Origin of the sequence: Micromonospora sp. NPDC048830, assembly GCF_043198215.1 — a bacterium.
In the GTDB taxonomy this organism is placed as follows: Bacteria; Actinomycetota; Actinomycetes; order Mycobacteriales; family Micromonosporaceae; genus Micromonospora.
Window position 1 is genome coordinate 17,933 of sequence record NZ_JBICUP010000048.1, and the last position, 23,879, is coordinate 41,811.

Sequence of the window (23,879 nt, forward strand, 5' to 3'; positions counted from 1 at the left end):
GACCGTCACCCCTCGGCGGGGACGGCGACGGCCTCGCGGAGCAGGCGGCGGGCCAGCACCGCCCGGTCGGCGTCGTCGTCGAGGCCGGGCAGGTCGCCGACCCGGGTCACCGCGCCGGTCAGCAGCGCGCGTACCGCCGGCCCGCACTGGGCGGGCAGGGTGATCGTACGGTCGAACAGGCGCAGCGCGACCCGCCCGCGCCCCTGCGGTTCGAGCCGCCAGCGCAGCCCCGGGCGGGCGGTGAGCCGGGTGTCGGCGTCGAGGGTGGACAGGGCCGCGGCCTGCGCGAGGGGCCGGATCGGCGCGGGCCGGGCCGCCGACCACGCCCGGGCCCGCAGCCGCGCGGCGACCGCGGCGGGGTCGGCCCGCAGCAGCCAGTCCCGCAGCGCCTCGACGGTCTCGGTCAGCTCCGGCTCGATCGCCTCGGGGTCGGCGACGTCGGTGCCGAACGGCAGCCCGGCCCGCAGCCGGGGGTCGGCGGCGGCGAGGGCGAGCAGTTCCTCGACGATGGCGTACCGGGTCAGCGCGCGGACCCCCACCGTCAGGTGCAGCGAGCTGCACTCCTGCGCCTGGGCGCTGTGCAGCCAGCCGCGCGGCAGGTAGAGGGCGTCGCCCGGCTCGAGCACCACGTCGAGCGCGGCCGGGCCCGCGGCGGTGGCGGAGACCTCGTCGGCCAGTCCGCCCCAGGGCTGCCTCTCCAGGGGGTCGGGCAGCACCGGGGGGTGGACGCGCCAGTGCTTGCGGCCGTCGACCTGGAGGACGAAGACGTCGTGGGTGTCGTAGTGGGTGGCGAACCCCTGGTTGCCGGCCGGGGTCAGGTAGGCGTTGACCTGCACCGGCTGCGCGAGGGCGGCCCCGAGGTCGCGGGCGAGGTCGACGAGGGCCGGCCAGGTGCGGTGCAGCCCCTGCAGCACGAGGGTGGCGCCGGAGGCGTACAGCTCCAGGACCCGCTCGTCGAGGACCTGGTCGGCGATCTCGGCGCCGGCACCGCCGCCGCCGGTGTACCGCGCCGCCGGCACGAGCTGGCCGTCCTGCGCCACCCGCAGGAACGGGGTACGCAGGCCGCGACGACTGAGCAGCTCGTCGGCGTCGGCGGGGCTGAACAGGTCGGTGAAGCCGCGCGGGTTGGGCAGCTCGACGGCGCGGGAGAGCAGCGGGGTACGTCCCCAGTGGGCGGCGGCGAACTTCGCGGGCTCGACCGCCACGCAGCGCGCCAGGGCCTCCGTGGCGGCGGACGGAACCGCCGGGCGGACGGCGCCGCCCGGCGGCCGGGTGATCGTCACGGCGCTCGGTCAGCGGGCGCTGCCGTCGGCACCGCCGTCGTGCTGCCCGGGCGTGGCACCGCCGTCGGCCGGACCCTCCGCGCCGCCATCCGCCCCGCCGTCCTGCTGGCCCGGGGTCGCGCCCCCGTCGGCCGGGCCCTCGGCGCCCTTGTCGGCCCCGCGGTCGGCCCCGCGCTCCGCGCCACGGTCCGCGCCGCCGTCGGCCCCGCCGTCGCGCTGCCCGACGGTGGCACCCCCGTCGGCCGGGCCCTCCGCGCTCGCGCCGCCGGTCGTCTGCATGTCGTCGTCGTTGAGTGCCATCCGTGCTCCCTCGCCAAGTGCCGCCCCACCGGACGGCGGGGTTCGTCGTGGAGCGGGTGGTACCCCACGCGCGATCTTCTCTAACCCCACCGTAACCGCCCGGACCGGACCACACAGCCGGTTCGACACGCGCGAGGCCGGCGCGCGGCTGACGACCAACGGCCCGCTCCACGGGTCGTGGGGCGGGCCGGTCGGGGCCAGCGTCAGGGAAAGATCTTCGCGAGGTCCCGGGGCATGTTGTCCTTCACGTCCGCCAACTGGCCCGGGGTGACGTGCCGGCTCAGGGCGTCCAGCACCACCTGCACGACCCGCTCGGTGCCGCCCTCCACGTCGTACGGGAAGCGCTGCCGCACCTCGAACAGGAAGTCGTCCCGGTTCAGCTTGACCGGCACGTCCATCGGCTGCCAGCCGTCGAAGTAGATCCCCCGCACCAGCACCGGCAGCTGCGCGGCGAACTCCACGCTCTCCTGCACCGGCATCCGGTCCCGCAGCAGGTGCAGCACCGTGCGCAGCGCGCAGTAGGACTGGTTGCGCTGAGACTTCGGCCAGCCGTAGGCCGCCTCGATGTCCTTGAGGATCAGGTTGGTCTTCTGGATCGAGGACTCCACCGCGGATTCCAGCTGCTCAGCCATCTGCCCACCCCCGTAGGTCGGTATGCCACCGTCGGTCGTCGTCGCGCGGCGGCGGCCCCGACGGGCCCCGCCACTGCCGGGTCGGGCTGACCCGGCCGGGCCGCGCCCCGCGGCGGGCGCCGGCCGATCCGACGACGTGCAGGACCCTGCCGCGTCGTCGATCCGGTACGTCCCGAACCGTCATGCTGCGCACCCCCTACCTGTCGGCGTCGCGGCCACGACGGACCACGCACACACCGCCATGCTGCGCGGCGGCGGGGTGAGCCGGCCTCACCCCGTACGGGTGACTTCCTCCGCCAGGAGGGCCTGGAGGCGCTGGCCGTTGCGCTGGGCGTAGTCCCGATAGCAGTTGTTCATGAGAACGTGGGTCCGCCCCGCCCGGTCGGCCAGCCCGCGCAGCTTCGGCGCCCAGTCGGCCAGCTCCCGGTCGGAGTAGCGGTAGCCGAACTTCTCGTGGATGTCCCTGCTCGTCCATTTGTCGCTGTGCCCGTGGAACCGGACCACCGCGAGGTCGGCGGTGGCCTCCAGCACGGGCGGCACGGACGAGCGGTGGCGTCCGTCGCGTCCTGTCCCGACCGGCGATCCGGCGCGTCTCAGGCGGCCCGCCGCTCCCGGTACTGTTTGCAGGACACACAGGACGTGGCGGAGGGGAAGATCTCCAGCCGCTCCACCGGGATCGGCGCCGAGCAGCCCTCGCAGAAGCCGTAGGTGCCCTCCTCCAGCCGGGTCAGGGCGTGCTCGAACTGGGCCCGACGGTCGAGGATGGTACGCAGCAGGGACTGCGCGGTGTCCCGTTCGGCGGTCTTGGTGCCGCTGTCGGCCTGGTCGTCGCCGGCGGTGTCGCCGACCTCGACCAGTCGCAGCACCTGGCTCTGCAGCACCGCCTGCTCGTACTCCGCGGTGAGCTCGTCGTAGCGGGCCTGCAGGGCCGACCGGATCTGGCCGGTCTCCGCCAGGGAACGGCCGGTGCCTACCGTGTCGTGGACGAGCATCGCTGCCTGCCTTTCGTGAGCCTGATGCGCCGGGGGCGGTGCCCCGGTCCCGGGACGGTGAGGCGCGCGGGTGAGATCACCCGCGCCCTGTGAGCCGGGCGATTACCCGGGGCCCGGACACGCCAAACCGGCGAATTGTCGGGCGGCCCGTCGATGTCCCGCCCGCGCTGTTCAGTCGAGGCCGTCCGGTTCCACCAGCGCGGGACGGCGGGGATCGTCGGCGCGCACCACCACGTCGGCGAAGGCGGCGGGGGCGACCTCGTCGGCGTACCGGGCGAAGGCCGGCAGGGTCCAGCGCAGTGCGGGGTCGGTGCGCCGGGCCAGGGCGGCCGGGGAGAGCTCCAGGTGCACGGCGACGTCGAAGGGCAGCCCGCCGCCGAGCAGCAGCGGCCCGCTGACCAGCACGACGCCCTCGGGCGGGAGAGTGACGTAGTCCGCCCGGCTGGCCCGGTCGGTCCGCACGTCCCAGAGGGTGGGCAGCAGCCGGCCGGAGCCGCCCGGCCCGGCCGGGTCGAGCACCTCCCGGCGCAGACCCGGCTCGTCGACCCAGCCGGCGTAGTAGGCGTCGGGGTTGGTCCGGCCGTGCTCCAGGCGGACCGACGCGGGCCGCAGGAAGTCCTCGGCCCGTACGTGCAGCACGGGCCGGCCGAGCGCGCGCAACGGGTCGACCAGCGCGGCGGCCAGCTCGTCGGGGGCGGCGGCCGCGGCACCGTCGACGGCCACCCGTAACCGCCCGGGGACCCGGGTGGCGGCCAGCCGTTCGGCCAGCTCGGCGACGAGTCGGTCGGGGGAGATGGGTCGGACGCGCACCCGACCATGGTGCCCCGTCAGCCGGTGCGGTCGATCGTCACCCGGGCGTCGTCGGCGAGCCGGTAGCCGACGCCGTACACCGTGGTGACCAGGGGGACGTCCATCCCGACCTTGCCGCGCAGCCGGCGTACGTGCACGTCGACGGTGCGCACCCCGGCGTGCTCGTACCCCCACACGGCGGTGAGCAGTTGCAGCCGGGTGAACACCCGGCGGGGGTGGGCGACCAGGTGCAGCAGGAGGTCGAACTCCAGCCGGGTCAGCGGCAACGGCTCGCCGTCGCGCAGCACCGACCGGGACGACGCCAGGATGTGCAGCGCCGGGGCGGGCGGGGGCACGGGCCGCGCCGGGGTACGTTCCCCGGGCACCTGGTCGGACCGGCGCTCGGGGGCCACACCGGTCGAGACGATCCCCTCTCCCTGCTCCAGCATCTCCCGGGCCGCGTCCAGCAGACGGCGTGCCGCGGGGTTCATCGACTCCTCGGCGGCCAGCGGAATGGTGAGCGTCACGGTCAGCACGGGTGCCGGGCTGTTGGTGGGGCGGCGCTGGCCACCGGGGGGACGACCGGGAACCGCGGGCTGGGACGCATGCCATCCGGCGCGCGACGAGGCGGGGCTGACCGACATGGTCCTCCTTGGCTGGTCCTGTTCTCCCTACGGACCGGGACGCCGCTGCGTCGAGACTCCCGGCGCCCGTGCGAGGATCAGGGGCGGCTGCGTTGCGTGAATGTGACACTTGACGAACACATCGAAGTCACATGCTCGCTCTGCGTACGAGGCCTGATGATTACAGCAGAGCCGCCGCGATGGCCGGATACGGGGGGTACGTGCCCGGGCGGAGCGCATTGTCCAACCCGCCGCCGGGCGCCGGCGCAAGCGCGGGCGACCCCGGCACGCGAACGCGGCGCATCCCGGGCCGGGATGCGCCGCGTCGGTCGTCGCCGAGGCGGGGTGCCTAGCGGTCCGGGTCGATGCTGACCCGGGCCTCCTCGGCGAGCCGGTAGCCGACGCCGTACACCGTGTCGACCGCGGGCGCGGCGCCGAGCTTGACCCGCAGCCGGCGCACGTGCACGTCCACGGTCCGGGCCACCGCGTGCTCGTAGCCCCACACGTTGGCGAGCAGCTGGGGCCGGGTGAAGACCCGCCGGGGGTGCTGCGCGAGGAAGAGCAGCAGGTCGAACTCGATGCGGGTCAGCGGGATCGCCCGGCGCCCCTGCCGCACAACCCGGGACGCGGCCAGGATGCGCACCTCGTGCGGGTCCTCCGGCGGCGGCACGACGGCCAGGGGCCGCGGCGCGACGGGCTCGCCGACGGGCCCTGCGGCCACCCCGGCCGCCTCCGACGGGCCGGGTGACCCCTCGACCGGGGTGGGCCAGGGCGCGGTCGCGCCGTGGGGCTCCGCCGGTCCGGCGAGGAGCGCGCCCTCCCCCGACTCGGCCAGCTCCCGCAGCAGCTCGACGAGCCGGGCGAGCCGGGGCGTCAGCCCTCCGGGCGTGAGTTCGACGGTCACGGTCAACGTCAGCGCGGACCGGGTATGACGCGGCGGGACCCGGTCGACGCGGCACGCCGGCGCGCGGTCGGGGCGGCCCTGCGGGGACCACTCGGCCCGGCCCGGTTCGGGGCGGAGAGAAATGGCGACGACGGACATGGGTGCCTCCTGGGATGGCGGTGCCGCCGCCGCGACGGCGGGGCGCGGCGGTCAGTGGCGCGCCGGGCCGGCGGCGACCGGCGGCGCGACGGGCGAGGGGCGCAGCGGGGGCGTGGGGCCGAGGGTGGGCAGGCCGGCGATCCGCCAGGCCGCGAAGCCGCCGACCACGTCGGTGGCGCGGTGCAGCCCGAGGTCCTGCAACGCGGCGGCGGCGAGCGAGGAGGTGTAGCCCTCCTGGCAGAGGACCACCACCCGCAGGTCGTAGTCGACGGCCTCGGGCAGCCGGGCGGGGCAGCGCGGGTCGAAGCGCCACTCCAGCACGTTGCGCTCGACGGCGAGGGCGCCGGGCACCGTGCCGTGCGCGGCGCGCTGGCCAGCCGGCCGGATGTCGACCAGCAGGGCGCCGCCGCGGTACGCCAGGTGCGCCTGCTCCGGGTCGAGCCGGCGCAGCCGGGAACGGGCCGCGGCGAGGATCTCGTCGATGCCCCGGGAGCCGGGCGGCGGCACGGGGACGGGACACGCCTGGGCGGGCGCGGGCAGGTACGGCATTCTCGGTCCTTCCGGAAGCGCCGGGCGGTCGCGCCCGCCCGGGCGGGGTCGGTTCTTCATGTCACCAGGCGACGCCGGCCACGGCCACCTCGGCGGCCCGGAGCAGCCCGTCCACCAGTTGGTAGTGGGTCATCCGGCGCAGGGCGGGCCGGTAGACGTGCACGCTGACCGCCGGCTGGTCGCCGCGGTTGCTGACCACGTGCACGTGGCTCGGGCCGAACCGCCGGCCGGCCCCGGCGGCGAGGCGCCGCGCGCGCAACCGGCCGCCGCCGACCGTCTCCTCGGTGAGGACGCCGGCGACGACCAGGAACGCGCCGGAGGCGCCGCCGTGGTCGTGCAGGTCGGTGCCCTGGCCGGGCAGCCAGCTCAGCGCCCACACCTCGTGGTCGGGGCGGGCGTCGAGGCAGGCGTACCAGCGCTGGTCGGGGTCGAAGCGCAGCGGCACCGGCCAGCCGGCCGGGTCGGCGGCGTACCGGGCGGCAACGGCGAGCAGGTCGGGCTCGGGGCGGCGACTGGTGACCATCGGCGGACCTCGCGGGAGTCGGGGCGACGCGGGCACCACCACCATAGATGGTAAAGCCTATAGGTTTAGTAGGTAATTTCGCATGGTGGGACGGCGCTGCCCTGCCCGGCGCTCCTGCCCGGCGCGCGGGTCCGGCTCAGCGGCGGACCGGCGGCGCCACCCGGTACCCGGGCATCGACGGCCAGCGCACGGTCAGCACCACGGACTCGCGCTCGGCGTACCAGGAGTGGTCCACGCCCCGGCCCCACACCACGTAGTCGCCCGGCTCGGACAGCACCACCGTGCGGTCGGGCAGCTCGACCCGGAACCGCCCGCTGACCAGCACCAGCAGCGCGGTACGCCGCTCGCCGGTCGCCCACTGCGAGCGGGTCTCCCCCGGCGGGTGCACGCCCCACTTCACCTCGACGTCCGTGCTGTGCCGGGGGTCGCCGGGCGGGCGGAAGTGCCCGAGCAGCCAGCCGCCCTCGGCCGCCCCGTCCAACCCGGCCTTGCCCACGTACACCGTGTCGTCCATCGCCCCTCCCCACCCGACGGGTCGGCAAGCTACCAGCCGGCGCCGGCTCGCGCCGCTGACCGGGGGTTGACCCCGGCGGGCGCGGGCGCGCGGTATACAGGGTCGGTGGAGGATCCCCTACCGGAGCAGATGCGCGCGGCCGCCACCGCGCTGCTGGACGCGCTCGGCGAGCCGGGGCGGGCGCGCGCGGCGTACCCGTTCGACGACGACACGGCCCGGCGGTGGCTGGAGTACCGGCCGCGCCCGCGGCCCGGCGCCTGCCTCGCCGACCTGGACCGGGCCGGCCGCAAGGCCGCGCACCGGCTGCTGGCCACCGCGCTCAGCCCGGCGGCGTACGCCCAGGCCATGGCGGTCGTCGCGCTGGAGGAGGTGCTGGACCGGGCCGAGGGGTGGCGGCGGGGCCGGCACAGCGGCGACTACTGGGTGGCCGTCTTCGGCGACCCCGGCCGCGACGACCGGTGGGCCTGGCGGTTCGAGGGCCACCACCTGTCGGTGAGCATGACGGTGGTCGACGACCAGGTGTCCCCCGCCCCGATCTTCCTCGGCGCGAACCCGGCCGCCGTCCGGCACGCCGGTCATCCGGTGTCCCGGCCGCTGGGCCCCGAGGAGGACCTGGCCCGGGCGTTGCTGGACGCGCTGGGCCCGGCGGGCCGCGCCGCCGCGATCGTCGCGGACGAGGCCCCCGGGGACATCGTCAGCGCCACCCGCCCCCAGGTGTCCGGGCCGATCGCGCCGCTCGGCGTGCCGGGCGACCGGCTCGGCCCCACCGGCCGGGCGCTGCTGGACCAGCTCGTCGCGCTCTACCTCGACCGGCTGCCGCCGGAGCTGGCCGCGCGGGAGGCCCGCCGGGTCGCCGCGGGGCCGCTGCACTTCGCCTGGGCCGGCCCGACCGGGCCGGGGCAGCGCCACTACTACCGGGTGCAGGGCGACGACCTGCTGATCGAGTACGACAACACCGCCGACGACGGCAACCACGCGCACACCGTGCTGCGCCGGCCGGCCAGCGACTTCGGCGCGGACGTGCTCGCCGAGCACCACGCCGAGGCGCACCGCTGACGGGCCGCGCGGGGGTCGGCCGCCAGGGCGGGCGGCGAGAGCTGACTCAGGCGGGCTTGATCGCCTCGATCAGGAACCGCCGGGCGTGGGCGACGAACGGGCCCTCGGCGGCCATCCGGGCGTGCAGGCGGGCGAGCTGCGGCCGGTACCGCTCGACGGTGAACCCGGGCACCGTCCACACCACCTTGCGCAGGAAGTAGACCACCGCGGCGATGTCGTGGAAGACGGTGCGCAGCGTGGCCTCGCGCAGGTCGATCACGGTCAGGCCGGCCGCCCGGGCGGCGGCCACGGCCTGCTCGGGCAGCTGCCGGGTAGGCGGCGGCAGCGGGCCGAGCAGGGCCTCGCTCAGCTCCCGTACGGTACCACCACGGATCTGCTGGGACAGGTACGTGCCACCCGGCCGCAACACCCGGGCGATCTCGTCCCACGGCGTGTGCACGGGGTGGCGGCTGACGACGAGGTCGAGCGCGGCGTCCCGCAGCGGCAGTGCCGCGTCCTCGGCGACCCACAGCACGGTCGCGCCCAGCGGGCGCAGCGTCCGCCGGGCCACCTCGACGTTGGGCGGCCACGCCTCGGTGGCCAGCAGCCGGCGCGGTGGGCGGGGCACCTCGGCGAGGACCTCCCCGCCGCCGGTGTCGATGTCCAGCGCCGTGTCGGCCCGGGCCATCCGGTCGGCGACCAGCCGGGCGTAGCCCCACGGGGGCCGTTCCTCGCTGGCCCGCCCGCGCAGCCAGGAGAAGTCCCAGCCCTGCACCGGGACGGCGGCGCCCTCGGCGACCAGATCCTCGAAGTCGCGGTCCTCGCTCATCCGACCAGCCTGGCGCCGGTCCCCGGGCTGGTGGCGCACCCGACAGGCCGTGCCGCGGCAGCGGCTCGGCCGGGGTCTTCGAAGTCCAGTACGCCGACGGTCTCGCCGCCGCTCTGCTCGCCGGTCGGCCGGAAGCCGAGCCTCAGGTAGAACTTCTCCGGCCCTCCGACCCGGGGCTTCCAGGTGACGTACGCCCGGGTGCCCCCGCGGGCACCGATCTCGGCACAGACGGCCTCGACGGCGAACCGGCCGTAGCCGTTCTGTTGGGCGTCGGCGGCGATGTTCAGCCGCCACAGGCCAGAGCGCAGGTCACCGGGATCGTCGCCCCACGGTATGTCGACGAAGGCCATCACGAAGCCGACCAGCCGGTCGCCGTCACAGATCAGCCTCGGCCAGGTGCTCAGGAAAGACGTACGCCTCGGCCAGCGACTTGACCACTGGCGCCACCAGATCCTCCTGGTCAGGGCGTACGGACAGCGCGAGGGCCGCCAATGATCGGCTTCACGTCGCCGACATTGCGGCATCCGCGCGGCCCGGACACCCCCATGTCGGCGACACGGCGTGGATCCGCCCGCCCGGCCCACGTCTGGCCCGGTGGCGGGGGCGGGCGGCGTCTCACACGCGGGGCCGGACGACCTCCACCGTGGAGCCGGCGACGCCGCTCAGCGCCCCGATGCTGCTCGCTTCGGCACGGTCGGCCTCGAACTGGCGCAGCAGGCGGGAGCCCAGCCACACACCGACCCCGCCGACCCCGAGGGCGACCAGCTCGATCGCGAGCACGAGGCCGGACGCGCCGCGCTGCGGCGAGTGCGCCCGGCTCAGGCAGGTCAGCAGGAACAGCCCCGCCATCCCGGCGTTGACCAGGTTGAACGTAATCTTGGTGCGCCGGGTACGACCGCCCGAGGCGTCCCACAGGTCGACCATGCCGGCCACGGTGGACAGCGCGGCGGCCACCAGGGCGGCCACGCACGTCCAGTAGCCCACCTCGCCGAGGAAGACCGGCCCGCCGACGACATCCGCCAGGTCGAAGATCGTGGCGCAGACGAAGAGCCCGTACGGGAACGTCACGAGCATCGGTTGGATCGGTTGCCCCTGCACCCGCAGCCGGCTCTCCATGGCATCCTCCCCTGGTCGCGTCAGCTTCCCAGTCCAGAGTGCTACCCGCGGGTACGGGATGGGAAACGACCGGCCGATGGGGACGCACATCGGACAGTCCCGAGGCGGCCTCAGCCGCCCCGGGGACGGGACACGGTCACGACCAGCCGCTCGGCCACCTCGCGCAGCGGGATGTCCAGCGAGGTGGCGGCACTGCGCAGCACCTGCAACGCCTCGGGCGCGGGACAGCCCCGCTGGGTCATGATCACGCCGATCGCCTGGCCGACGACCCCCTCGCCGAGCAGCGTGGAGTCCAGCTCGTCGGCCTGCGCCGCCTGCCGCTCCCGCCCGCGCACGGCGGCGAGCAGCAGCCCGGCGTGCTCGGCGAGCAGCATCGCGGTGAGCTGGTGTCGGGTGCTCAGCGCCTCGGCCGCCGAGGCGTACAGGTTGATCGCCCCGATGACCTGCTCGTCGACGTCCACCGGGGCGGAGATCACCCCGCGCACCCCCAGCTCGCGGGCCCGCGCCGACCAGGACGGCCAGCGCTCCTCCCGCCGCAGGTCCTCCGAGAGGACCATCTCGCGGCGGTGGATCGCACTCATGGCCGGCGAGTCGGGGCCGTGGCTCAGGTCGTCCAGGCCCGCGAGGGCGGGGTCGGAGGCGGCCACCCCGGCCGGTTCCCCGGCGCGCAGGGCGGTGAAGCCGCACCAGGCGACCCCGGCCACGGCCTCCCGGGCGATCCGCACCAGGTGGGCCAGCGCCTCGTCGAAATCGGTCACCGCGATCAGGCCGGCGGTCAACTCCCGCAGCAGCGCGGCCGTCTCCAGCGCGCCCAGGGTCTCACTGCCGGGCGCCTGCGTCTCCAGGTTCACCGGGCCACTGCCCCCACCGTCGGCGCAACCGACGCGCACGCGACCGCGCCGGCCCTCGGATGTCTCATCGTCAGCTCTCTCCCGGTTCGTCGGACCCGGCGTACTACCCCTGCCAGCACGGGCCGAAACGGCCTGCCGTGCCTGGTCAACGGCGGTAAGGGCGGCCGCCCCGGCGCCGGCCACGGTGCCCCGTGGCCGGCGCGGGCGGTCAGCGCGAGGCGGAGCTGAGCCGCCGGCCGACGGAGGCGATGAGCCGGTCCAGCTCGGAGCCGAACGGGTTGTCGTGCACGAGGTACGTCCACGTGGCGCTGGGCCGGACCAGCTTCGCGGAGTCCGGCTCCCAGTCCTCGTCGAATTCGGTCTCGGTGAACGTGTCGATGGTGCGCGTCTCGATCTCGGGGATCAGCGCGTTGAACGCCGGCACGGCCGCCCGGTGGAACTCGTCGAGCGGGTCGAGCCGCCCCAACGCCCGCAGGTGCACGCCCTCGCGGACCTCCGACAGCTCGGCCAGGTGCGCGGCCCAGAGCCGGTCGAGGTGGTACAGGGCGATCGACCGCGCGACCCGCGCCAGCAGGTCCTCGTCCATCTCGCCGGCCTTGTCCGGCACCCGCTCCAGCAGCATGATCGCGGCGACGTCGCTGGTCAGCAGCCGCTCCCGCCGCTCGGCGAGCGCCTTGCGCTGCTGCTCGATCACCACGCTGTAGCGCCAGGTGTTGCGGTGGATCTCGTGGTTGACACCCTCGGCGACCCGCTGGGCGTGCTCCACCGCGTAGTCCACCTGCGAGTCGGTGACCAGACCATCGGCGTTCATCCGCGGCGAGGCGGGAACCGCGTCGCCGGCGTGCCGGACCACCAGGTCGTCCTCCAGGCTGACGAAGAAGACCGAGCCGCCCGGGTCGCCCTGCCGCCCGGCCCGACCGCGCAGCTGGTCGTCGACGCGGCGGCTGTCGTGCCGGCCGCTGCCGATGACGTACAGGCCGCCCAGCTCCGCGACCCGGTCCCGGTCGGCCTGGTCGCTGCCGCCGAGCCGGATGTCGACGCCCCGGCCGGCCATCTGGGTGGAGACGGTCACCGCGCCGAACTTGCCGGCCTCGGCGATGATCGCCGCCTCCTCGTCGTCGTTCTTGGCGTTGAGCACGACGCAGGGCACCCCGGCGGCGTTCAGGCCGGCGGCGAGCTGCTCGGACTCCTTGACGTCGAGGGTGCCGACCAGCACCGGACGGCCCGCCTCGTGGCAGCGCCGGATCTCGTCGACCAGCGCCTCGTCCTTCTCGGCGCGGGTGGCGTAGATTCGGTCCGGCTCGTCCTCCCGGACGCAGGGGGTGTTGGGCGGGATCACCGCGACCTCGAGGCCGAAGAACTCGCGCAGCTGGTCCCCGACCAGCACCGCCGTGGCGGTCATGCCGCAGACCGTGGGGTAGAGCCCGATGTACGCCTGCACCGCGACGGTGCCCAGCACCTCGCCCTCGGCGGTGGCGTCCAGCCCCTCCTTGGCCTCGACGGCCGCCTGGAGGCCGTCGGGCCAGCGGCGGCGCTGGGCCACCCGGCCACGCATCTCGTCGATCAGCTCCACGCTGTCGTCGCGGACGATGTAGTCGATGTCGCGGTGCAGCAGGGCGTGCGCGTGCAGCGCCACGTTGACCGCGGAGAGCTGCCCGACGTGCTCCTCGTCGTAGAGGTCGATGCCGCCGAGCTTCGCCTCGACCGCGGCCAGGCCGGCGGAGGTGAACGCGACGCTGCGGCCGTCCTCGGCCACCGTGTAGTGCTTGCCCTTGCGCAGGCCGCGGACCAGCGCCGCGGCGGCGTGCACCGGGTCCTGCTCGCCGGCGACCGCGCCGGCGAGGACCATCGGCACCCGGGCCTCGTCGATGAGGATCGAGTCGGCCTCGTCGACGATCGCGGTCTTCAGCGAAGGCTGGACCCGGTCGGCGAGGTCGGTGACGAGCTGGTCGCGCAGGTAGTCGAAGCCCGCCTCGCTGACGGAGACGTAGGTGACGTCGCAGGCGTACGCCTCGCGCCGCTCCGCGGGCGTGGACGCCTCGTTGACCCAGCCGACCGTCAGCCCGAGCAGGGTGTAGACCGGCTCCATCCACTGGGCGTCCCGGCGGGCCAGGTAGTCGTTGACGGTGAGCACGTGCACCGGCCCGTTGCCCAGCCGGACGTGCCCGTACGCGGCGATCGTGGCGGTCAGGGTCTTGCCCTCACCGGTGGCCATCTCGGCGACCTTGCCCGACAGCAGGGCCATGGCGCCGAGCAGCTGCACGTCGTACGGCCGCTGGTCGAGCCCGCGGCGGGCGGCCTCCCGGCCGATGGCGCAGATCTCCTCGTACCCCGAGGCGGAGCCGGCGGCCTCGGTGAGCTCGGCGTCGGTCAGCGCCGAGAGCTCGTCCTCGCGCGCCTCGATGGCCGGCAGCAGCTTCTCCAGCGGGGCCAGCTCGACCGTGGTGCCGGGCCGCTGGAGGAACCGCCGGAACCTGCTCTTGAACCGTTGCGACACACCCATGAGCGGCAACGGTACGCGACTCGGGCCGGCTCGCGCTCCCCCGGCCGGGCCGTGGCGGGATCGATCTCCACCGCCTCAGCCCGTCAGCACGACCTGGAGTTCCTGGCGGCGGCGCTCGGCCAGGTCGGTCAACAAGGTCGGCGCCTCCTCGAACGGTACGACGGCGGACACCAGGTGCTTGCGGATCATGTCGCCGTACGCCAGCAGCAGCTCGATCGTCTCGGCCGACAGCCGCTCCCGGTCCCAGATCGGGGCGAGCCCCCGCGGCACCCGCCCGATCTGGGCGCAGCGCAGCGACAGCCCGTTGTGGTGGAACTCCTCGCCGAACCGGACCTCGTCCGCGCCCGCCTGGTAGAAGGCCAGGTCGATCACAGTGCCCTGGGGCCGCAGCAGGCGCAGCGCGAGCTGCAGCGCCCACGCCTGCCCCCGGCACTGGAACACGACGTCGGCGCCCCGGTCCCCCACGGCGTGATTCCACCGGGTCTTCAGCACCACCGCCGGGTCGTCGGCGTCCGGGTCCAGGGTCTCCAGGCCGAGCGCCTCGGCGACCGCCCGGCGCTGCGTGGTGGGGTCGAGCACCACCACCGACGCGGCGCCGTACCGCCGGGCGAACAGCGCGGTGAGCAGGGCCACCACCCCGGAGCCGACGACGGCCACCCGCCGGCCGCGCACCCCGTCGCCGAGGGACCGCACGTCGGTGCCGCACAGGTCGGCGGCGGCGTACAGCAGCCCGTTGGCGCAGATCGGGCCCATGTGCGCGACGTACACGCCCAGCAGCGGGTCCAGGTCGGCGGGCAGCGGGACGAACCGCTCGGCGACGGGGTCGGCGACGTACCCGGTGCGGTGGCCGTAGGTCATGGCGCCGACGGCCCCGACGGCGACGGCCGGGGTGCGGCTCTCCACGACCCGGCCGACCTGCATGTAGCCGAGCCGGGTCACCGGGTACGGGCTGCTCGTCCCGTCCGGCTGGAACAGCCCGAGGTCGGCGTTCCAGGCGGCGTTCAGGTACGGGTTGGTGCCCTTGACGTAGCTCAGCTCGGTGCCGCTGGAGACCCCGCTGTACAGCGTCTCGACCCGGAACGTGCCGTCGCGCAGCTCGTCGGCGTCCCGCTCGACCAGCTCCACCCGGCCCGGGCCGCTGACCACCACCACCCGGTCACGCATCGACGACCGCCCCGGCCGGCGCCGCCCCGGCGGCGGCGACCCGCGGCAGCGCCGCCGGTCCGGTGGGCAGCGACACCGGGCGGCCGGTGCGGGCCGACTCCGCCACCGCGAGGGCCAGCCGCTGGGTGCCGAGCGCCTCGGCGTACGGGACGCGGACGTCGTCGCCCACGCCGCGGACCGCGTCGACGAAGGCCCGGTCGACGGCCATCCGGGCGCCGTCCGGGTCGGCGGGCAGGTGCCGCTCCCCGTCGCCGTCGCAGACGGTCAGCCCGTCCTCGGCCAGCGACAGCGCCAGCCCGTCGGCGAGGATCTCCAGCCCGGCCCGGTGCTTCCAGCCCAGCACGCAGGCGGCCGCCAGGGTGCCCACCGCCCCGCCGGCGAAGCGCAGCGCGGCGGTGGTGACGGAGTCGATGTCCGCGCCGTCCACCGGTGGCGGGCTGCCGTCGCCGTACGCGGTCACCTCGCTCACCTCCCCGACCAGCAGGCGCATCAGGTCCAGCACGTGCGCGGCCTGCTCGACCACCGGGCCGCCGGACCGGTCCCGCCGGGGCCACCAGTCCACCGGGGGGACCTTGTCCAGCCAGGAGCCGCCGACCATGCGCACCGGGCGGTCAGCCAGCAGCGCCCGGGCCTGCTCCACCACGTGCAGGTACCGCCAGTGGTGCCCGACGGCGGTGAGCAGCCCGCGCCGGGCCACCAGGTCGGCGATCCGCTCGGCGGTGTCCAGGTCCACCGCGACGGGCTTCTCCACGAACATCGGCACCCCGGCGGCGACGACCGCCTCCTCGACCGGACCGTGGGCGAACGGCGGCACGCAGACGTAGACGGCGTCGGGCCCGGCCGCCAGCAGCTCGTCCACGTCGGGGAACGCCCGCGCGCCGTACGCGTCGGCGAGGCGGGCGGCGGCGTCCCGCGTCACGTCCGTCACGCCGACGATCTCCACGTCCGGGAAGCCGCCCAGTACGCGGGCGTGGCGCTGCGCCACCCCGCCTGCCCCCACCAGTCCCACCCGGCACCCGCGCATGCTGACCCTTCCTCCGGTCGCTCCCAGTACCCGGACCACTGCCCAGCGAAAACGTGGTCAAACGTCCACCCGGAAACAGGCGGCGCGGAGCCCGTGATCAAGCTGGTAGAGGTAATCCGGTTAGCGCGCGGACCACACCGGGAACATGGTTCCCGGTTTCCGCCACGATCTGGGGGTGTCTCAGTGCGGAAGACAGATGCGAGGGTCACGCCGGTGGTGGAGGCATGGGCCACGTACCGGACCAGCTCGGCGGCCGACTGGACGCCGGGCCGGCTCCTGCGGGCCAAGGGCGACAGCCAAGTCAGCGTGGTGCTGCCCGCGCGCAACGAGGAGGCGACGGTCGGCGCGATCGTGTCGACCATCCGCCAGCACCTGATGGACCGGGTGCCCCTGGTCGATGAGCTGATCGTGGTCGACTCCCGGTCGACGGACCAGACCGCCCGGGTGGCCCGGGCCGCCGGCGCGGAGGTGGTCAGCCAGGACGAGATGACCCGGGGGCTGCCCCGGCTCACCGGCAAGGGCGACGCGCTGTGGGCGGGGCTCGCGGCGGCGGAGGGGGACGTGGTCGCGTTCGTCGACGCCGACCTGCGCGACTTCCGGCCGCACTTCGTCGCCGGGCTGCTCGGGCCGCTGCTGACCGACCCCTCGGTCGAGTTCGTGAAGGGCTTCTACCACCGGCCGCTGGTCGGCGCGGCCAGCGTGGAGGCCGACGGCGGCGGGCGGGTCACCGAGCTGATGGCCCGCCCGCTGCTCAACCTGTTCTGGCCCGAGCTGGCCGGCTTCGTCCAGCCGCTCGCCGGCGAGTACGCCGGACGGCGGGCGGTGCTGGAGCAGGTTCCGTTCGTCTCCGGGTACGGGGTGGAGACGGCGATGCTGATCGACCTGCTCGACCTGGTCGGGCTCGACGCGCTGGCCCAGGTCGACCTCGGCGAGCGCAAGCACCGCCATCAGGACACCGCCGCGCTGGGCCGGATGTCGGCACAGATCATGCTGACCGCGTGGTCGCGGTTGCAGCGGCGCGGCTGGGCCAGCCCGGGCACCGTCCCGGCGGCCCTGCTCACCCAGTTCCGGCGGGGCGGCTCCGACGCGCTGCCCAGCCTGGAGCGGGAGATCGTGGTCAGTGACGTCTCGGTGCAGGAGCGACCGCCGCTGGCGCAGCTCCGCCACCGGGTGCCCCGCCGGCGGGTCGCCGCGGCGTGAGGCGCGAGCGCGCCAGGAGAGGACCGAGCATGAGCCTGACCGTCCTGATGAACGCCGGCCCGTGGCTGTCCGTGCCGCCGCCCGGCTACGGCGGCATCGAGAACGTCATCGCCACCCTGGTACCGGAGCTGCGGCGGCTCGGCGTACGGGTGGTGCTCGCCTCGGTGGCGACCAGCACCCTGCCCGTGGACGAGCGGTTCCACGTCTTCGACGACGGGCAGTTCCCGGCGTTGCAGCGGCCGTACAACCAGGTGTGCGGCGTCTCCCAGGCGCACCTGAACGGCGTGGTGCGGCTGCTGCAGGGCCGCGACGACATCGACCTGGTGCACGACCACGTCGAGGCCGTCGGCCTGGCCACCCTCGCCGCCATGGGCCCGGACGCCCCGCCCGTGCTGCACACCCTGCACTGGGACCTGGCCAAACACCCCGCGCTCTACGGCAACCTGGACGGCGGCGACCGGGTCCGGGTCAACGGGGTCTCGGCGTCGCAGCTGGCGCGCGCCCCGCTGGCGCTGCGCCAGCACTCGGTCGGGCACGTGCACCTGTCCACGCCGCTCGCGGTGGACGCCGACCGCCGCCGTCCGGTGGACAAGGGCGACTACCTGGTGACGCTCGGCCGGATCTACCCGGGCAAGGGCCAGGACCTGGCGGCCCGGATCGCCCGGGCGGTCGGCGTGCCGCTGGTGCTGGCCGGCCCCGTCGGGCCGTACCACCGGCCGGAGGACCTGGCGGCGGCGGGCGACGAGGCCCGGCAGAACCCGGACGTGCGGTTCTTCCACGACGAGGTGGCCCCGCACGTCGACGGCGACCTGGTGCGCTGGGTCGGCACGGTCGCCGGGCGGGAGCGCGACGACCTCGTCGCCGGCGCCCGCGCCGCGCTGTTCCCGCTGCGCTGGGAGGAGCCCGGCGGCACGGCGGTCGTGGAGTCGCTCGCCCTGGGCACCCCGGTGGTGGCCACCGCCCGCGGCTGCCTGCCGGAACTGGTCGAGCACGGCCGCACCGGGCTGCTCACCGACGACGAGGGGGAGCTGGCCGACCTGGTCCTGGCCGCGAGCCTGCTGGACGCCGGCGAGTGCCGGCGGGAGGCCGCGACGCGGTTCACCCCGGCGGTGATGGCCGAGCGCTACGTCGGGCTGTACGACAGGGTCCGCCGGCTCGCCGCCGCCCGCCAACCGCAGGCCGCCTGAGGCCGCCGACCGGGGAACACGCACGCCACCAGGCGACGAGCACGGCCGCCGGCGGGTTTCGAGGTGCCCGGCGCCGGGTAGCCGCGACCGTCGTCGTCGGCGGGAGCTTCCCGCGCAGTGAGGAGATCACGGTGACCGGATCAATGGCTCACTCCCGGGCCCGGCGCAACCCGGCGGACGGCCGCGCCCCCGTACAGCGGGCGGCCGCCGTCTTCGGGGTGGTGTTCCTGCTGGTCGGGGTGCTCGGCTTCATCCCCGGCATCACCACCCGGTACGACGACCTGTACTTCGCCGGGCACACCTCCGAGGCGAAGCTGCTCGGGGTGTTCCAGGTCTCGGTCCTGCACAACATCGTGCACCTGGCCTTCGGCGTCGCCGGGCTGGTGCTCTCGCGCAGCGTGCACGGCGCCCGGACGTTCCTGGTCGGCGGCGGCGCGATCTACCTCGTGCTGTGGCTCTACGGCCTGGTCGTCGACCACCGGACGGCGGCCAACTTCATCCCGGTCAACAGCGCCGACAACTGGCTGCACCTCGGCCTCGGCATCGGGATGATCGCCCTCGGGGTGGCCACCACCCGGGGCCGCCGCTGAGCGGCGCGCGACCCGTCGGTCCCGCCGTTCCTCCCGCCCGCCCGCCGGTTCCTCCGTTTCGCCCTCCGGTCCGCCGGGTACCTGCGGTTAGCCGGAGGATGAGACGAGGACCAGGCATGCCGAGCCGGATCACCTGCGAGGTCCGCGAGGGGTCGCCCGTGACCGTCGTACGGTTGCACGGCGGCCTCGACCTGCGGACCATGCGGTCCGTGCACCACGTCCTGGACGGGTGCCTCACGGCCCAGCCGGACGCACTGGTGGTCGACCTGGCCGACGTCACGGTCCGGGACCGGCTGGCGCTGTCGGTGTTCGCTGCGGCCGCCCGCCGGGCGGCCGACTGGCCGGCCGTGCCGTTCGTGTTGTGCTCCCCGTCACCGGACGCGGCGAGCTGGCTGGCCGGGTCCCGCGCCGGGCGGGCGCTGCCCGTGCGGCGCGTCGCCGACGGCAGCCGGCGGACGGTCCGGCCCGCGGCCGCGCCCGACGTGCGCGCCGAGGACGGCCGGGGCCTGCTGCTGGTACGCGAGCTGGCCCGCCGCTGGGGCAGCGCGCCGGTGGGCGACGGCAAGGTCGTGTGGGCGCTGCTTCCCGCGACGTGACGGGGCCCCTCGTCCGAGGGGCCCTTCCCCGCACCTCAGTCGCGGCGGACCGGTTCGGCGGCCGCACCGGTCCGGGTCTTCGTCGGCGCCGCCTCGGCGGCGCCGTTGTGCCAGGGTGGCGGCGCGTCGGCCAGCATCGCCTGGCGCAGCCACGTCAACGCCCGGGACAGCAGCCGGGAGACGTGCATCTGGGAGATGCCGAACCGGGCGGCGATCTCCGCCTGCGTCTGGTTGCCGTAGAAGCGCATCGCCAGGATGCGCCGCTCCCGCCAGGGCAGCCGGTGCAGCAGCCCGCTGACGGTGACCCGGTCGTCGACCGACTCCAGGGCGTTGTCGGACTCCCCGACCAGGTCGCCGAACTCGGCCGAGCTCTCCCCGCCGACCGGCGCGTTCAGCGACGCCGGGCTGTACCCGGCGGCGGACTCCAGCGCCGCGAGGATCTCCTCCTCCGGCGTCTCCAGTCGCGCGGCCAGCTCGGCGACCGTGGGGGCCCGGGACAGCTCGCTGGTCAGCGCCGCGGTGGCCTGCCCGACCTCCAGGATCAGGTCGCGCAGCCGGCGGGGCACGTGCACACCCCAGGTCCGGTCGCGGAAGTGCCGCTTGATCTCGCCGACGATCGTGATGGCCGCGTACGCGGTGAACGAACCGCGTTCCGGGTCGTACCGGTCGACGGCGTTGACCAGGCCGAGGCGGGCGACCTGCTCCAGATCCTCCAACGGCTCCCCCCGCCCCCGGTACCGGCGGGCGAGCCGGCCGGCGAACGGCAGCGCGAAACGCACCAGGTCGTCACGCGCCTCCTGCCGCCGTTCCGGGGGGAGCCCCTCGATCCGCGCCGCGTACGCCAGCGCCGCCGCGTCGAGGTCCTCCAGGCCCCGATCGGTGGGTGGTGGTGTGGTCGTGGTGGTCTGTCCGAACATCCGCGCCTCCCTCAGGAAGGTCCCCCGCCCGGTTCGGAAACCGGTCGTGCGCATGGTCTGGCCACGCACCGGGCCGGAAAAGGTGGGTCGTGACGGGAACGTCGACGGGGCGGCGACCGCGGGCCGCGCGGCCTGGCCGGGCCGTCGAGCCAGCGGTGTTCCCGCTCCGTAGGTACTCAATCACGCGACCGCGGGTTCGCGAGGATGTTTCGGCCGGCTGGTGGCACCGGCCGCGGGCGCGCCGCGGGGGCGCGCGGATCAGGTCAGCACACCACCAGTCCCTGGTGGGCCGCGCCGGCGCGCAGCGCCGCGACGGCGGCCGCGGCGGGCAGTGGCGGCGGGACCGGCAGGTCGTACGGCTGGGCCCGCAGCACCTCGGTGGCCCGGCGGGTGGGCACCGACGCGACCGGGTAGCCCCGGGCGGCCGTGCGGTCCAGCGCCCGGCGGCGGCGGCCGAACGCGGCCACGGCCAGCCACTGCGGCAGCCCCGCCAGCGCGGGCGAGCGCAGCCCCGGCGACTCCGGCAGCACGTCCACCGAGCTGAAGGGCTCACTGCCGGCGAGCCACCACTCGACGGCCTCGACGCTGCGCCGGGCCGCGTTCTCGCACCAGTACGGCACCAGCCCCGCGCGTACCACCTGCCACGGGTCCAGCAGCCGGCCGCACTCGACCACCAGCCGGTCGCCGGTCTTGCCCGCCCGGCGCAGCCAGGTCCGGTACAGGTCGGCGATCACGGCGCTGAGCGCCTCGGGCCGGGGGGACAGCACCCGGTGCAGCGGGTGCCCGCGCCGGGCGGCCCAGTCCCGCAGGGACAGCTCGAAGCCGGGCTCCACGGCATGCTCGGCGTGGTCCTGCGGGCCGGAGACCCGCGGCGACTCCCACCGGGCGCCGTCCCCGCCGGCGGAACGGAGCACCTGCCGCAGGACGTGCGAGTCGGGGTGGAAGTCCGCCGGATCGAGGCCGCTGACCGGGGAGCCGGCCTGGAAGCTGTGCCCGGGAGCGGCGTCGTACACCGGCCAGGTGCGGGCGTCGCGCAGCAGCAGCACCGGGGCGCCCGGGTCGAGCCGGTCGGCGAGGAACCGGGCGTACGCCGCCGGCAGCGACCGCCAGCGCAGCGCGAGCCAGACGGTCGCGCCGGCGAGCGGTCCGCGGCTGGCGGGGCAGTGCACCTGGCGGACGTGTACGTCCGGGTTGCCGGCCAGCAGCCGGGTGGTCAGCGCGGCGCCGTGCTCCAGGGCGGACCCGGGCCGGTCCACCGCGCCCCGGGTCCAGTGCACGGCCGTCTCGAAGGCGGCGGGCAGCCACGGTACGCCCATGGCCACCGCCAGGTGCATTGCCGCGCCGTGCGGGGAGCCCAGCACCGCCCCGGGGTAGCTGCGGCGGGGGTACTGGTCGACGAGCCACCGGGCCACCCCGGCCGCGTCGACCTCGGTGGCCTGGTCGGGGGTGAGCGCCGTGCGCCCGGCGGCCCGGGCGGCGACGGCCCGGCGTACGGGCTCCGGCGCGCCGGTGAACCGGGCCGGCGTGCCCGGGTGGTGCCCGAGGTCGGCGCAGTCCTCCCCGCGCAACGCCCGGGCGGCCGCGGCGACCAGGAGCCGGCCGGTGCTGCCGGCCGCCACCACGCGGTCGCCGGCCAGCCCGAGCCCGTCCGCCGTGTGTCCCCCGCGCACCGTGTGTGCCGGTCCCGGCCACCCTCGTTCATTCACCACGCGGGCCGGCTTCCCGTCCCGATGGGGTCTAAACGGGGCATCCGCCACCCCGCGGGGCATTCCCCGCCCACCCGTCAGGTGCCGGGCACGTCGTGGCCCCTGCCGGGGGTGGCGGCGTCGACGTAGCGCAGCACGGCGCCCACCCCGTCGGTCAGGTCCGGAGCCTCGTCGGGCCCCAGCACGGCCAGCTCCGCGTGGGTGCCGACCAGTGCCCGGACCAGCGCCGCGTCGGCGCGTACCCGGTGCGGGTCGGGCACCGACATCGCGGACAGCTGGGCCGGGTCGGTGGCGATGTGGGTCGGCTCCGGGCCGATCCACAGCTGCTCGGTCGAGGACGGGTCGTCGACGAGCAGCATGGTGTCGACCTGGTTGCGCCGCAGCGCCGAGACGACGGCGTCCAGCCCGGCGCCGACGTCCTCCTGCATCCCGAAGCGGTCCAGCGCGGTGCTGATGCGCTGGTCGGCCACCTCGGCGATGGTCTGCACGGTGACGTCGTCCATCCGCATCGGGTCGGCGCCGCCGGCCCGCGACCCGGCGTCGGTGCGGACCACCATGTCCTGCCAGCGCTCCGGCAGCTGGGCGGCGATCATCCCGGTGGCCCGGACGTCGCCGGCCACCACGAGCACCTCCGCGCCGACCTTCTCGGCCAGTTCCACGGTGGCCGCGACCGTGTCGCCCGCGTTGTGGTGCCACGCCTCCATGGCGGCCCGCTGGTAGCGCGACTGCGACCAGCCGCCGGGGTTGACCCGCCGCAGCTGGAAGTCCTCCCGCCCCTTGACGTGCGCCTTGCGGGGCACCCCACCGGCGCTGACCGCGACGGCGTCGGCGCCGGTCCGGTCGGCCAGCACGCGCACCCAGGCGACCTGCTCGCCGCGCTGGGCGAGCAGCGGCATCGTGTGCGGCAGCTCGGACCAGGACGCCAGGTCCCGCAGCGGCGGGGCGGACAGGTACTCGGTGAGCGCGGGCCGGCCCCGGGCGGCGAACACGGCGATGCCGTAGTCTCCCGGCAGCGGATCATGGCCGCGGACCACCCGCTCGACGGCGTCCACCGTCGCGGCGTCGGCGCCCTGGTTGAGCAGGTCGCCCTTGAGGGCCCGCCAGCGCAGGTCGACCCCGGGGCGCGAGTCCTGGGTGTCCCGGGAGGCGTCGAGGTAGACCGAGCACCACGGCCCGGGACGGTCGTAGAGCGGGCGCAGGAAGGACAGCTGCATGCTCGACCCCTTTCCAGCTCGGCCCCCCGCTTACCCGCGCCGGGGGGCTTGTCACCTGGCGGGCCGCGAACGTGACGGGATTTCATTTATGTGGTTCAATCGTCGGTGCGGCTACCATCGCTGCACGGAACCGGACTCTGGGTGGTGAACATGGACGGCGACCTCGACTACCGGTGGATCGCCCACCCGACGCAGCGGATCGTCACCGGCCGGGTGGTCCGGCTCCTCGACGGCTACCCGCGCGAGCTGCGGATCGGCCAGCCGGTGCTGGTGGCCGTGGTGACCGCGGCCGCCGTGATGGGCCTGCTGCTGCTTGCGGTGCGCGCCCTGCTGTCCACCGGCGGGGCCGGCGCCCGGCGCAGCTGGAAGGAGCTGCGCAAGGGCCCCGAGTTCCTGGTGACGCCGCTGCGGCTGCGCGACTCCGACAACCGGCTCTGCGAGGTCGAACTGCACGGGCACCTGCCGCAGAGCGCCCTGCACCCCTCCGACTGGATACAGGTCACGCTCCGGCCGCAGGACCCGGACCTGCCGCCCCGCGTCGAGCGGATCGTCAACCTGACCACCGGGCAGCTGCTGCGGCCGCGCCACGCCACCCTGTGGAGCCACCTCGGCCCGCCCCTGCTCATCCAGGCCACGCTGGGCGCCCTGCTGACGTTCGCGACCGCCGCGCTGATCGTGCTCGCCTGACTCCCCGTCGGCG

Annotated in this window: 25 protein-coding genes and 2 pseudogenes; 6 read left to right on the top strand and 21 right to left on the bottom strand. The window is 75.6% G+C overall.

Annotated features, from left to right (window positions below):
* Positions 1-5 precede the first annotated feature (5 nt).
* The 11 genes and pseudogenes from ACGFIZ_RS28760 to ACGFIZ_RS28810 all read right to left on the bottom strand — a co-directional run bounded on the left by ACGFIZ_RS28760 (position 6) and on the right by ACGFIZ_RS28810 (position 7,247).
* Positions 6-1,283 carry a cupin domain-containing protein gene (locus ACGFIZ_RS28760; protein WP_393424601.1) on the bottom strand — a complete coding sequence of 426 codons (1,278 nt, stop codon included), beginning with the start codon at positions 1,281-1,283 and terminating at the stop codon, positions 6-8.
* Between the two features lie 9 nt (positions 1,284-1,292).
* Positions 1,293-1,583, bottom strand: coding sequence for a hypothetical protein (locus ACGFIZ_RS28765; RefSeq protein ID WP_393424604.1), 291 nt, complete (start codon positions 1,581-1,583; stop codon positions 1,293-1,295).
* A gap of 203 nt (positions 1,584-1,786) precedes the next feature.
* Positions 1,787-2,215, bottom strand: a complete 429-nt coding sequence (locus ACGFIZ_RS28770) for a DUF2267 domain-containing protein (RefSeq protein WP_393424607.1) — start codon at positions 2,213-2,215, stop codon at positions 1,787-1,789.
* A 270-nt stretch (positions 2,216-2,485) separates the two neighbouring features.
* Positions 2,486-2,767, bottom strand: a pseudogene (locus ACGFIZ_RS28775) (DUF72 domain-containing protein); the annotation flags it as partial.
* 41 nt (positions 2,768-2,808) lie between these two features.
* Positions 2,809-3,207 carry a TraR/DksA family transcriptional regulator gene (locus tag ACGFIZ_RS28780; RefSeq protein ID WP_393424610.1) on the bottom strand — a complete coding sequence of 133 codons (399 nt, stop codon included), beginning with the start codon at positions 3,205-3,207 and terminating at the stop codon, positions 2,809-2,811.
* 171 nt (positions 3,208-3,378) lie between these two features.
* On the bottom strand, positions 3,379-4,017 hold the full coding sequence (locus ACGFIZ_RS28785) for a uridine kinase (protein WP_393424613.1): 639 nt from the start codon (positions 4,015-4,017) through the stop codon (positions 3,379-3,381).
* Between the two features lie 17 nt (positions 4,018-4,034).
* Entirely contained in the window at positions 4,035-4,640 is a 606-nt protein-coding gene (locus tag ACGFIZ_RS28790) for a winged helix-turn-helix domain-containing protein (RefSeq protein ID WP_393424616.1), read from the bottom strand.
* A gap of 328 nt (positions 4,641-4,968) precedes the next feature.
* Positions 4,969-5,661 (bottom strand): winged helix-turn-helix domain-containing protein, encoded by a 693-nt coding sequence (locus tag ACGFIZ_RS28795; RefSeq protein WP_393424620.1) that lies wholly within the window; start codon positions 5,659-5,661, stop codon positions 4,969-4,971.
* A 51-nt stretch (positions 5,662-5,712) separates the two neighbouring features.
* Positions 5,713-6,210 carry a rhodanese-like domain-containing protein gene (locus ACGFIZ_RS28800; RefSeq protein ID WP_393424623.1) on the bottom strand — a complete coding sequence of 166 codons (498 nt, stop codon included), beginning with the start codon at positions 6,208-6,210 and terminating at the stop codon, positions 5,713-5,715.
* A gap of 61 nt (positions 6,211-6,271) precedes the next feature.
* Positions 6,272-6,733 carry a cysteine dioxygenase gene (locus ACGFIZ_RS28805; RefSeq protein ID WP_393424626.1) on the bottom strand — a complete coding sequence of 154 codons (462 nt, stop codon included), beginning with the start codon at positions 6,731-6,733 and terminating at the stop codon, positions 6,272-6,274.
* A gap of 136 nt (positions 6,734-6,869) precedes the next feature.
* Entirely contained in the window at positions 6,870-7,247 is a 378-nt protein-coding gene (locus ACGFIZ_RS28810; protein WP_393424629.1) for a signal peptidase I, read from the bottom strand.
* A 105-nt stretch (positions 7,248-7,352) separates the two neighbouring features.
* Here ACGFIZ_RS28810 and ACGFIZ_RS28815 point away from each other — a divergent pair, with 105 nt between their 5' ends.
* A complete protein-coding gene (locus ACGFIZ_RS28815; RefSeq protein WP_393424632.1) occupies positions 7,353-8,303 on the top strand; it encodes a DUF3500 domain-containing protein in 951 nt (316 codons plus the stop codon).
* Between the two features lie 46 nt (positions 8,304-8,349).
* Here the strand turns inward: ACGFIZ_RS28815 and ACGFIZ_RS28820 are convergent, their stop codons facing one another.
* The 7 genes and pseudogenes from ACGFIZ_RS28820 to ACGFIZ_RS28850 form a co-directional block, all read right to left on the bottom strand.
* A complete protein-coding gene (locus ACGFIZ_RS28820; protein ID WP_393424635.1) occupies positions 8,350-9,111 on the bottom strand; it encodes a class I SAM-dependent methyltransferase in 762 nt (253 codons plus the stop codon).
* Positions 9,108-9,603 (bottom strand): annotated as a pseudogene (locus ACGFIZ_RS28825) (GNAT family N-acetyltransferase). The gene ACGFIZ_RS28820 and the pseudogene ACGFIZ_RS28825 overlap by 4 nt, the downstream one beginning before the upstream one ends.
* A gap of 123 nt (positions 9,604-9,726) precedes the next feature.
* Entirely contained in the window at positions 9,727-10,227 is a 501-nt protein-coding gene (locus tag ACGFIZ_RS28830) for a DUF2231 domain-containing protein (protein WP_393424639.1), read from the bottom strand.
* A 110-nt stretch (positions 10,228-10,337) separates the two neighbouring features.
* Positions 10,338-11,078, bottom strand: coding sequence for a GAF and ANTAR domain-containing protein (locus ACGFIZ_RS28835; protein WP_393424642.1), 741 nt, complete (start codon positions 11,076-11,078; stop codon positions 10,338-10,340).
* Between the two features lie 208 nt (positions 11,079-11,286).
* Positions 11,287-13,581 (bottom strand): accessory Sec system translocase SecA2, encoded by a 2,295-nt coding sequence (gene secA2, locus ACGFIZ_RS28840; RefSeq protein ID WP_393424645.1) that lies wholly within the window; start codon positions 13,579-13,581, stop codon positions 11,287-11,289.
* A 75-nt stretch (positions 13,582-13,656) separates the two neighbouring features.
* Complete coding sequence (locus tag ACGFIZ_RS28845; RefSeq protein ID WP_393424648.1) at positions 13,657-14,745, bottom strand: zinc-binding dehydrogenase; 1,089 nt, start codon at positions 14,743-14,745, stop codon at positions 13,657-13,659.
* On the bottom strand, positions 14,738-15,769 hold the full coding sequence (locus ACGFIZ_RS28850) for a Gfo/Idh/MocA family protein (protein WP_393424650.1): 1,032 nt from the start codon (positions 15,767-15,769) through the stop codon (positions 14,738-14,740). The genes ACGFIZ_RS28845 and ACGFIZ_RS28850 overlap by 8 nt, the downstream gene beginning before the upstream one ends.
* A 216-nt stretch (positions 15,770-15,985) precedes the next feature.
* Here ACGFIZ_RS28850 and ACGFIZ_RS28855 point away from each other — a divergent pair, with 216 nt between their 5' ends.
* From ACGFIZ_RS28855 to ACGFIZ_RS28870, 4 genes are all read left to right on the top strand, one after another.
* The gene (locus tag ACGFIZ_RS28855; protein ID WP_393424689.1) at positions 15,986-16,969 is read left to right on the top strand and encodes a glucosyl-3-phosphoglycerate synthase; all 984 of its coding nucleotides are present in this window, start codon (positions 15,986-15,988) and stop codon (positions 16,967-16,969) included.
* Between the two features lie 29 nt (positions 16,970-16,998).
* Positions 16,999-18,156, top strand: a complete 1,158-nt coding sequence (locus ACGFIZ_RS28860) for a glycosyltransferase (protein ID WP_393424653.1) — start codon at positions 16,999-17,001, stop codon at positions 18,154-18,156.
* A 143-nt stretch (positions 18,157-18,299) separates the two neighbouring features.
* Positions 18,300-18,746: a DUF4383 domain-containing protein gene (locus tag ACGFIZ_RS28865; protein WP_393424692.1), complete on the top strand. Its 447-nt coding sequence runs from the start codon at positions 18,300-18,302 to the stop codon at positions 18,744-18,746.
* Positions 18,747-18,862: 116 nt separating this feature from the next.
* Positions 18,863-19,342 carry an STAS domain-containing protein gene (locus ACGFIZ_RS28870; RefSeq protein WP_393424656.1) on the top strand — a complete coding sequence of 160 codons (480 nt, stop codon included), beginning with the start codon at positions 18,863-18,865 and terminating at the stop codon, positions 19,340-19,342.
* A gap of 35 nt (positions 19,343-19,377) precedes the next feature.
* Here the strand turns inward: ACGFIZ_RS28870 and ACGFIZ_RS28875 are convergent, their stop codons facing one another.
* From ACGFIZ_RS28875 to ACGFIZ_RS28885, 3 genes are all read right to left on the bottom strand, one after another.
* On the bottom strand, positions 19,378-20,259 hold the full coding sequence (locus ACGFIZ_RS28875) for a SigB/SigF/SigG family RNA polymerase sigma factor (RefSeq protein ID WP_393424659.1): 882 nt from the start codon (positions 20,257-20,259) through the stop codon (positions 19,378-19,380).
* 263 nt (positions 20,260-20,522) lie between these two features.
* Complete coding sequence (locus tag ACGFIZ_RS28880) at positions 20,523-21,968, bottom strand: hypothetical protein (RefSeq protein ID WP_393424662.1); 1,446 nt, start codon at positions 21,966-21,968, stop codon at positions 20,523-20,525.
* 74 nt (positions 21,969-22,042) lie between these two features.
* Positions 22,043-23,179, bottom strand: a complete 1,137-nt coding sequence (locus ACGFIZ_RS28885) for a Vms1/Ankzf1 family peptidyl-tRNA hydrolase (RefSeq protein ID WP_393424665.1) — start codon at positions 23,177-23,179, stop codon at positions 22,043-22,045.
* A gap of 141 nt (positions 23,180-23,320) precedes the next feature.
* Between ACGFIZ_RS28885 and ACGFIZ_RS28890 the strand changes: the two genes are divergently transcribed.
* Complete coding sequence (locus ACGFIZ_RS28890; protein WP_393424668.1) at positions 23,321-23,866, top strand: hypothetical protein; 546 nt, start codon at positions 23,321-23,323, stop codon at positions 23,864-23,866.
* The last annotated feature ends 13 nt before the right edge of the window (positions 23,867-23,879 follow it).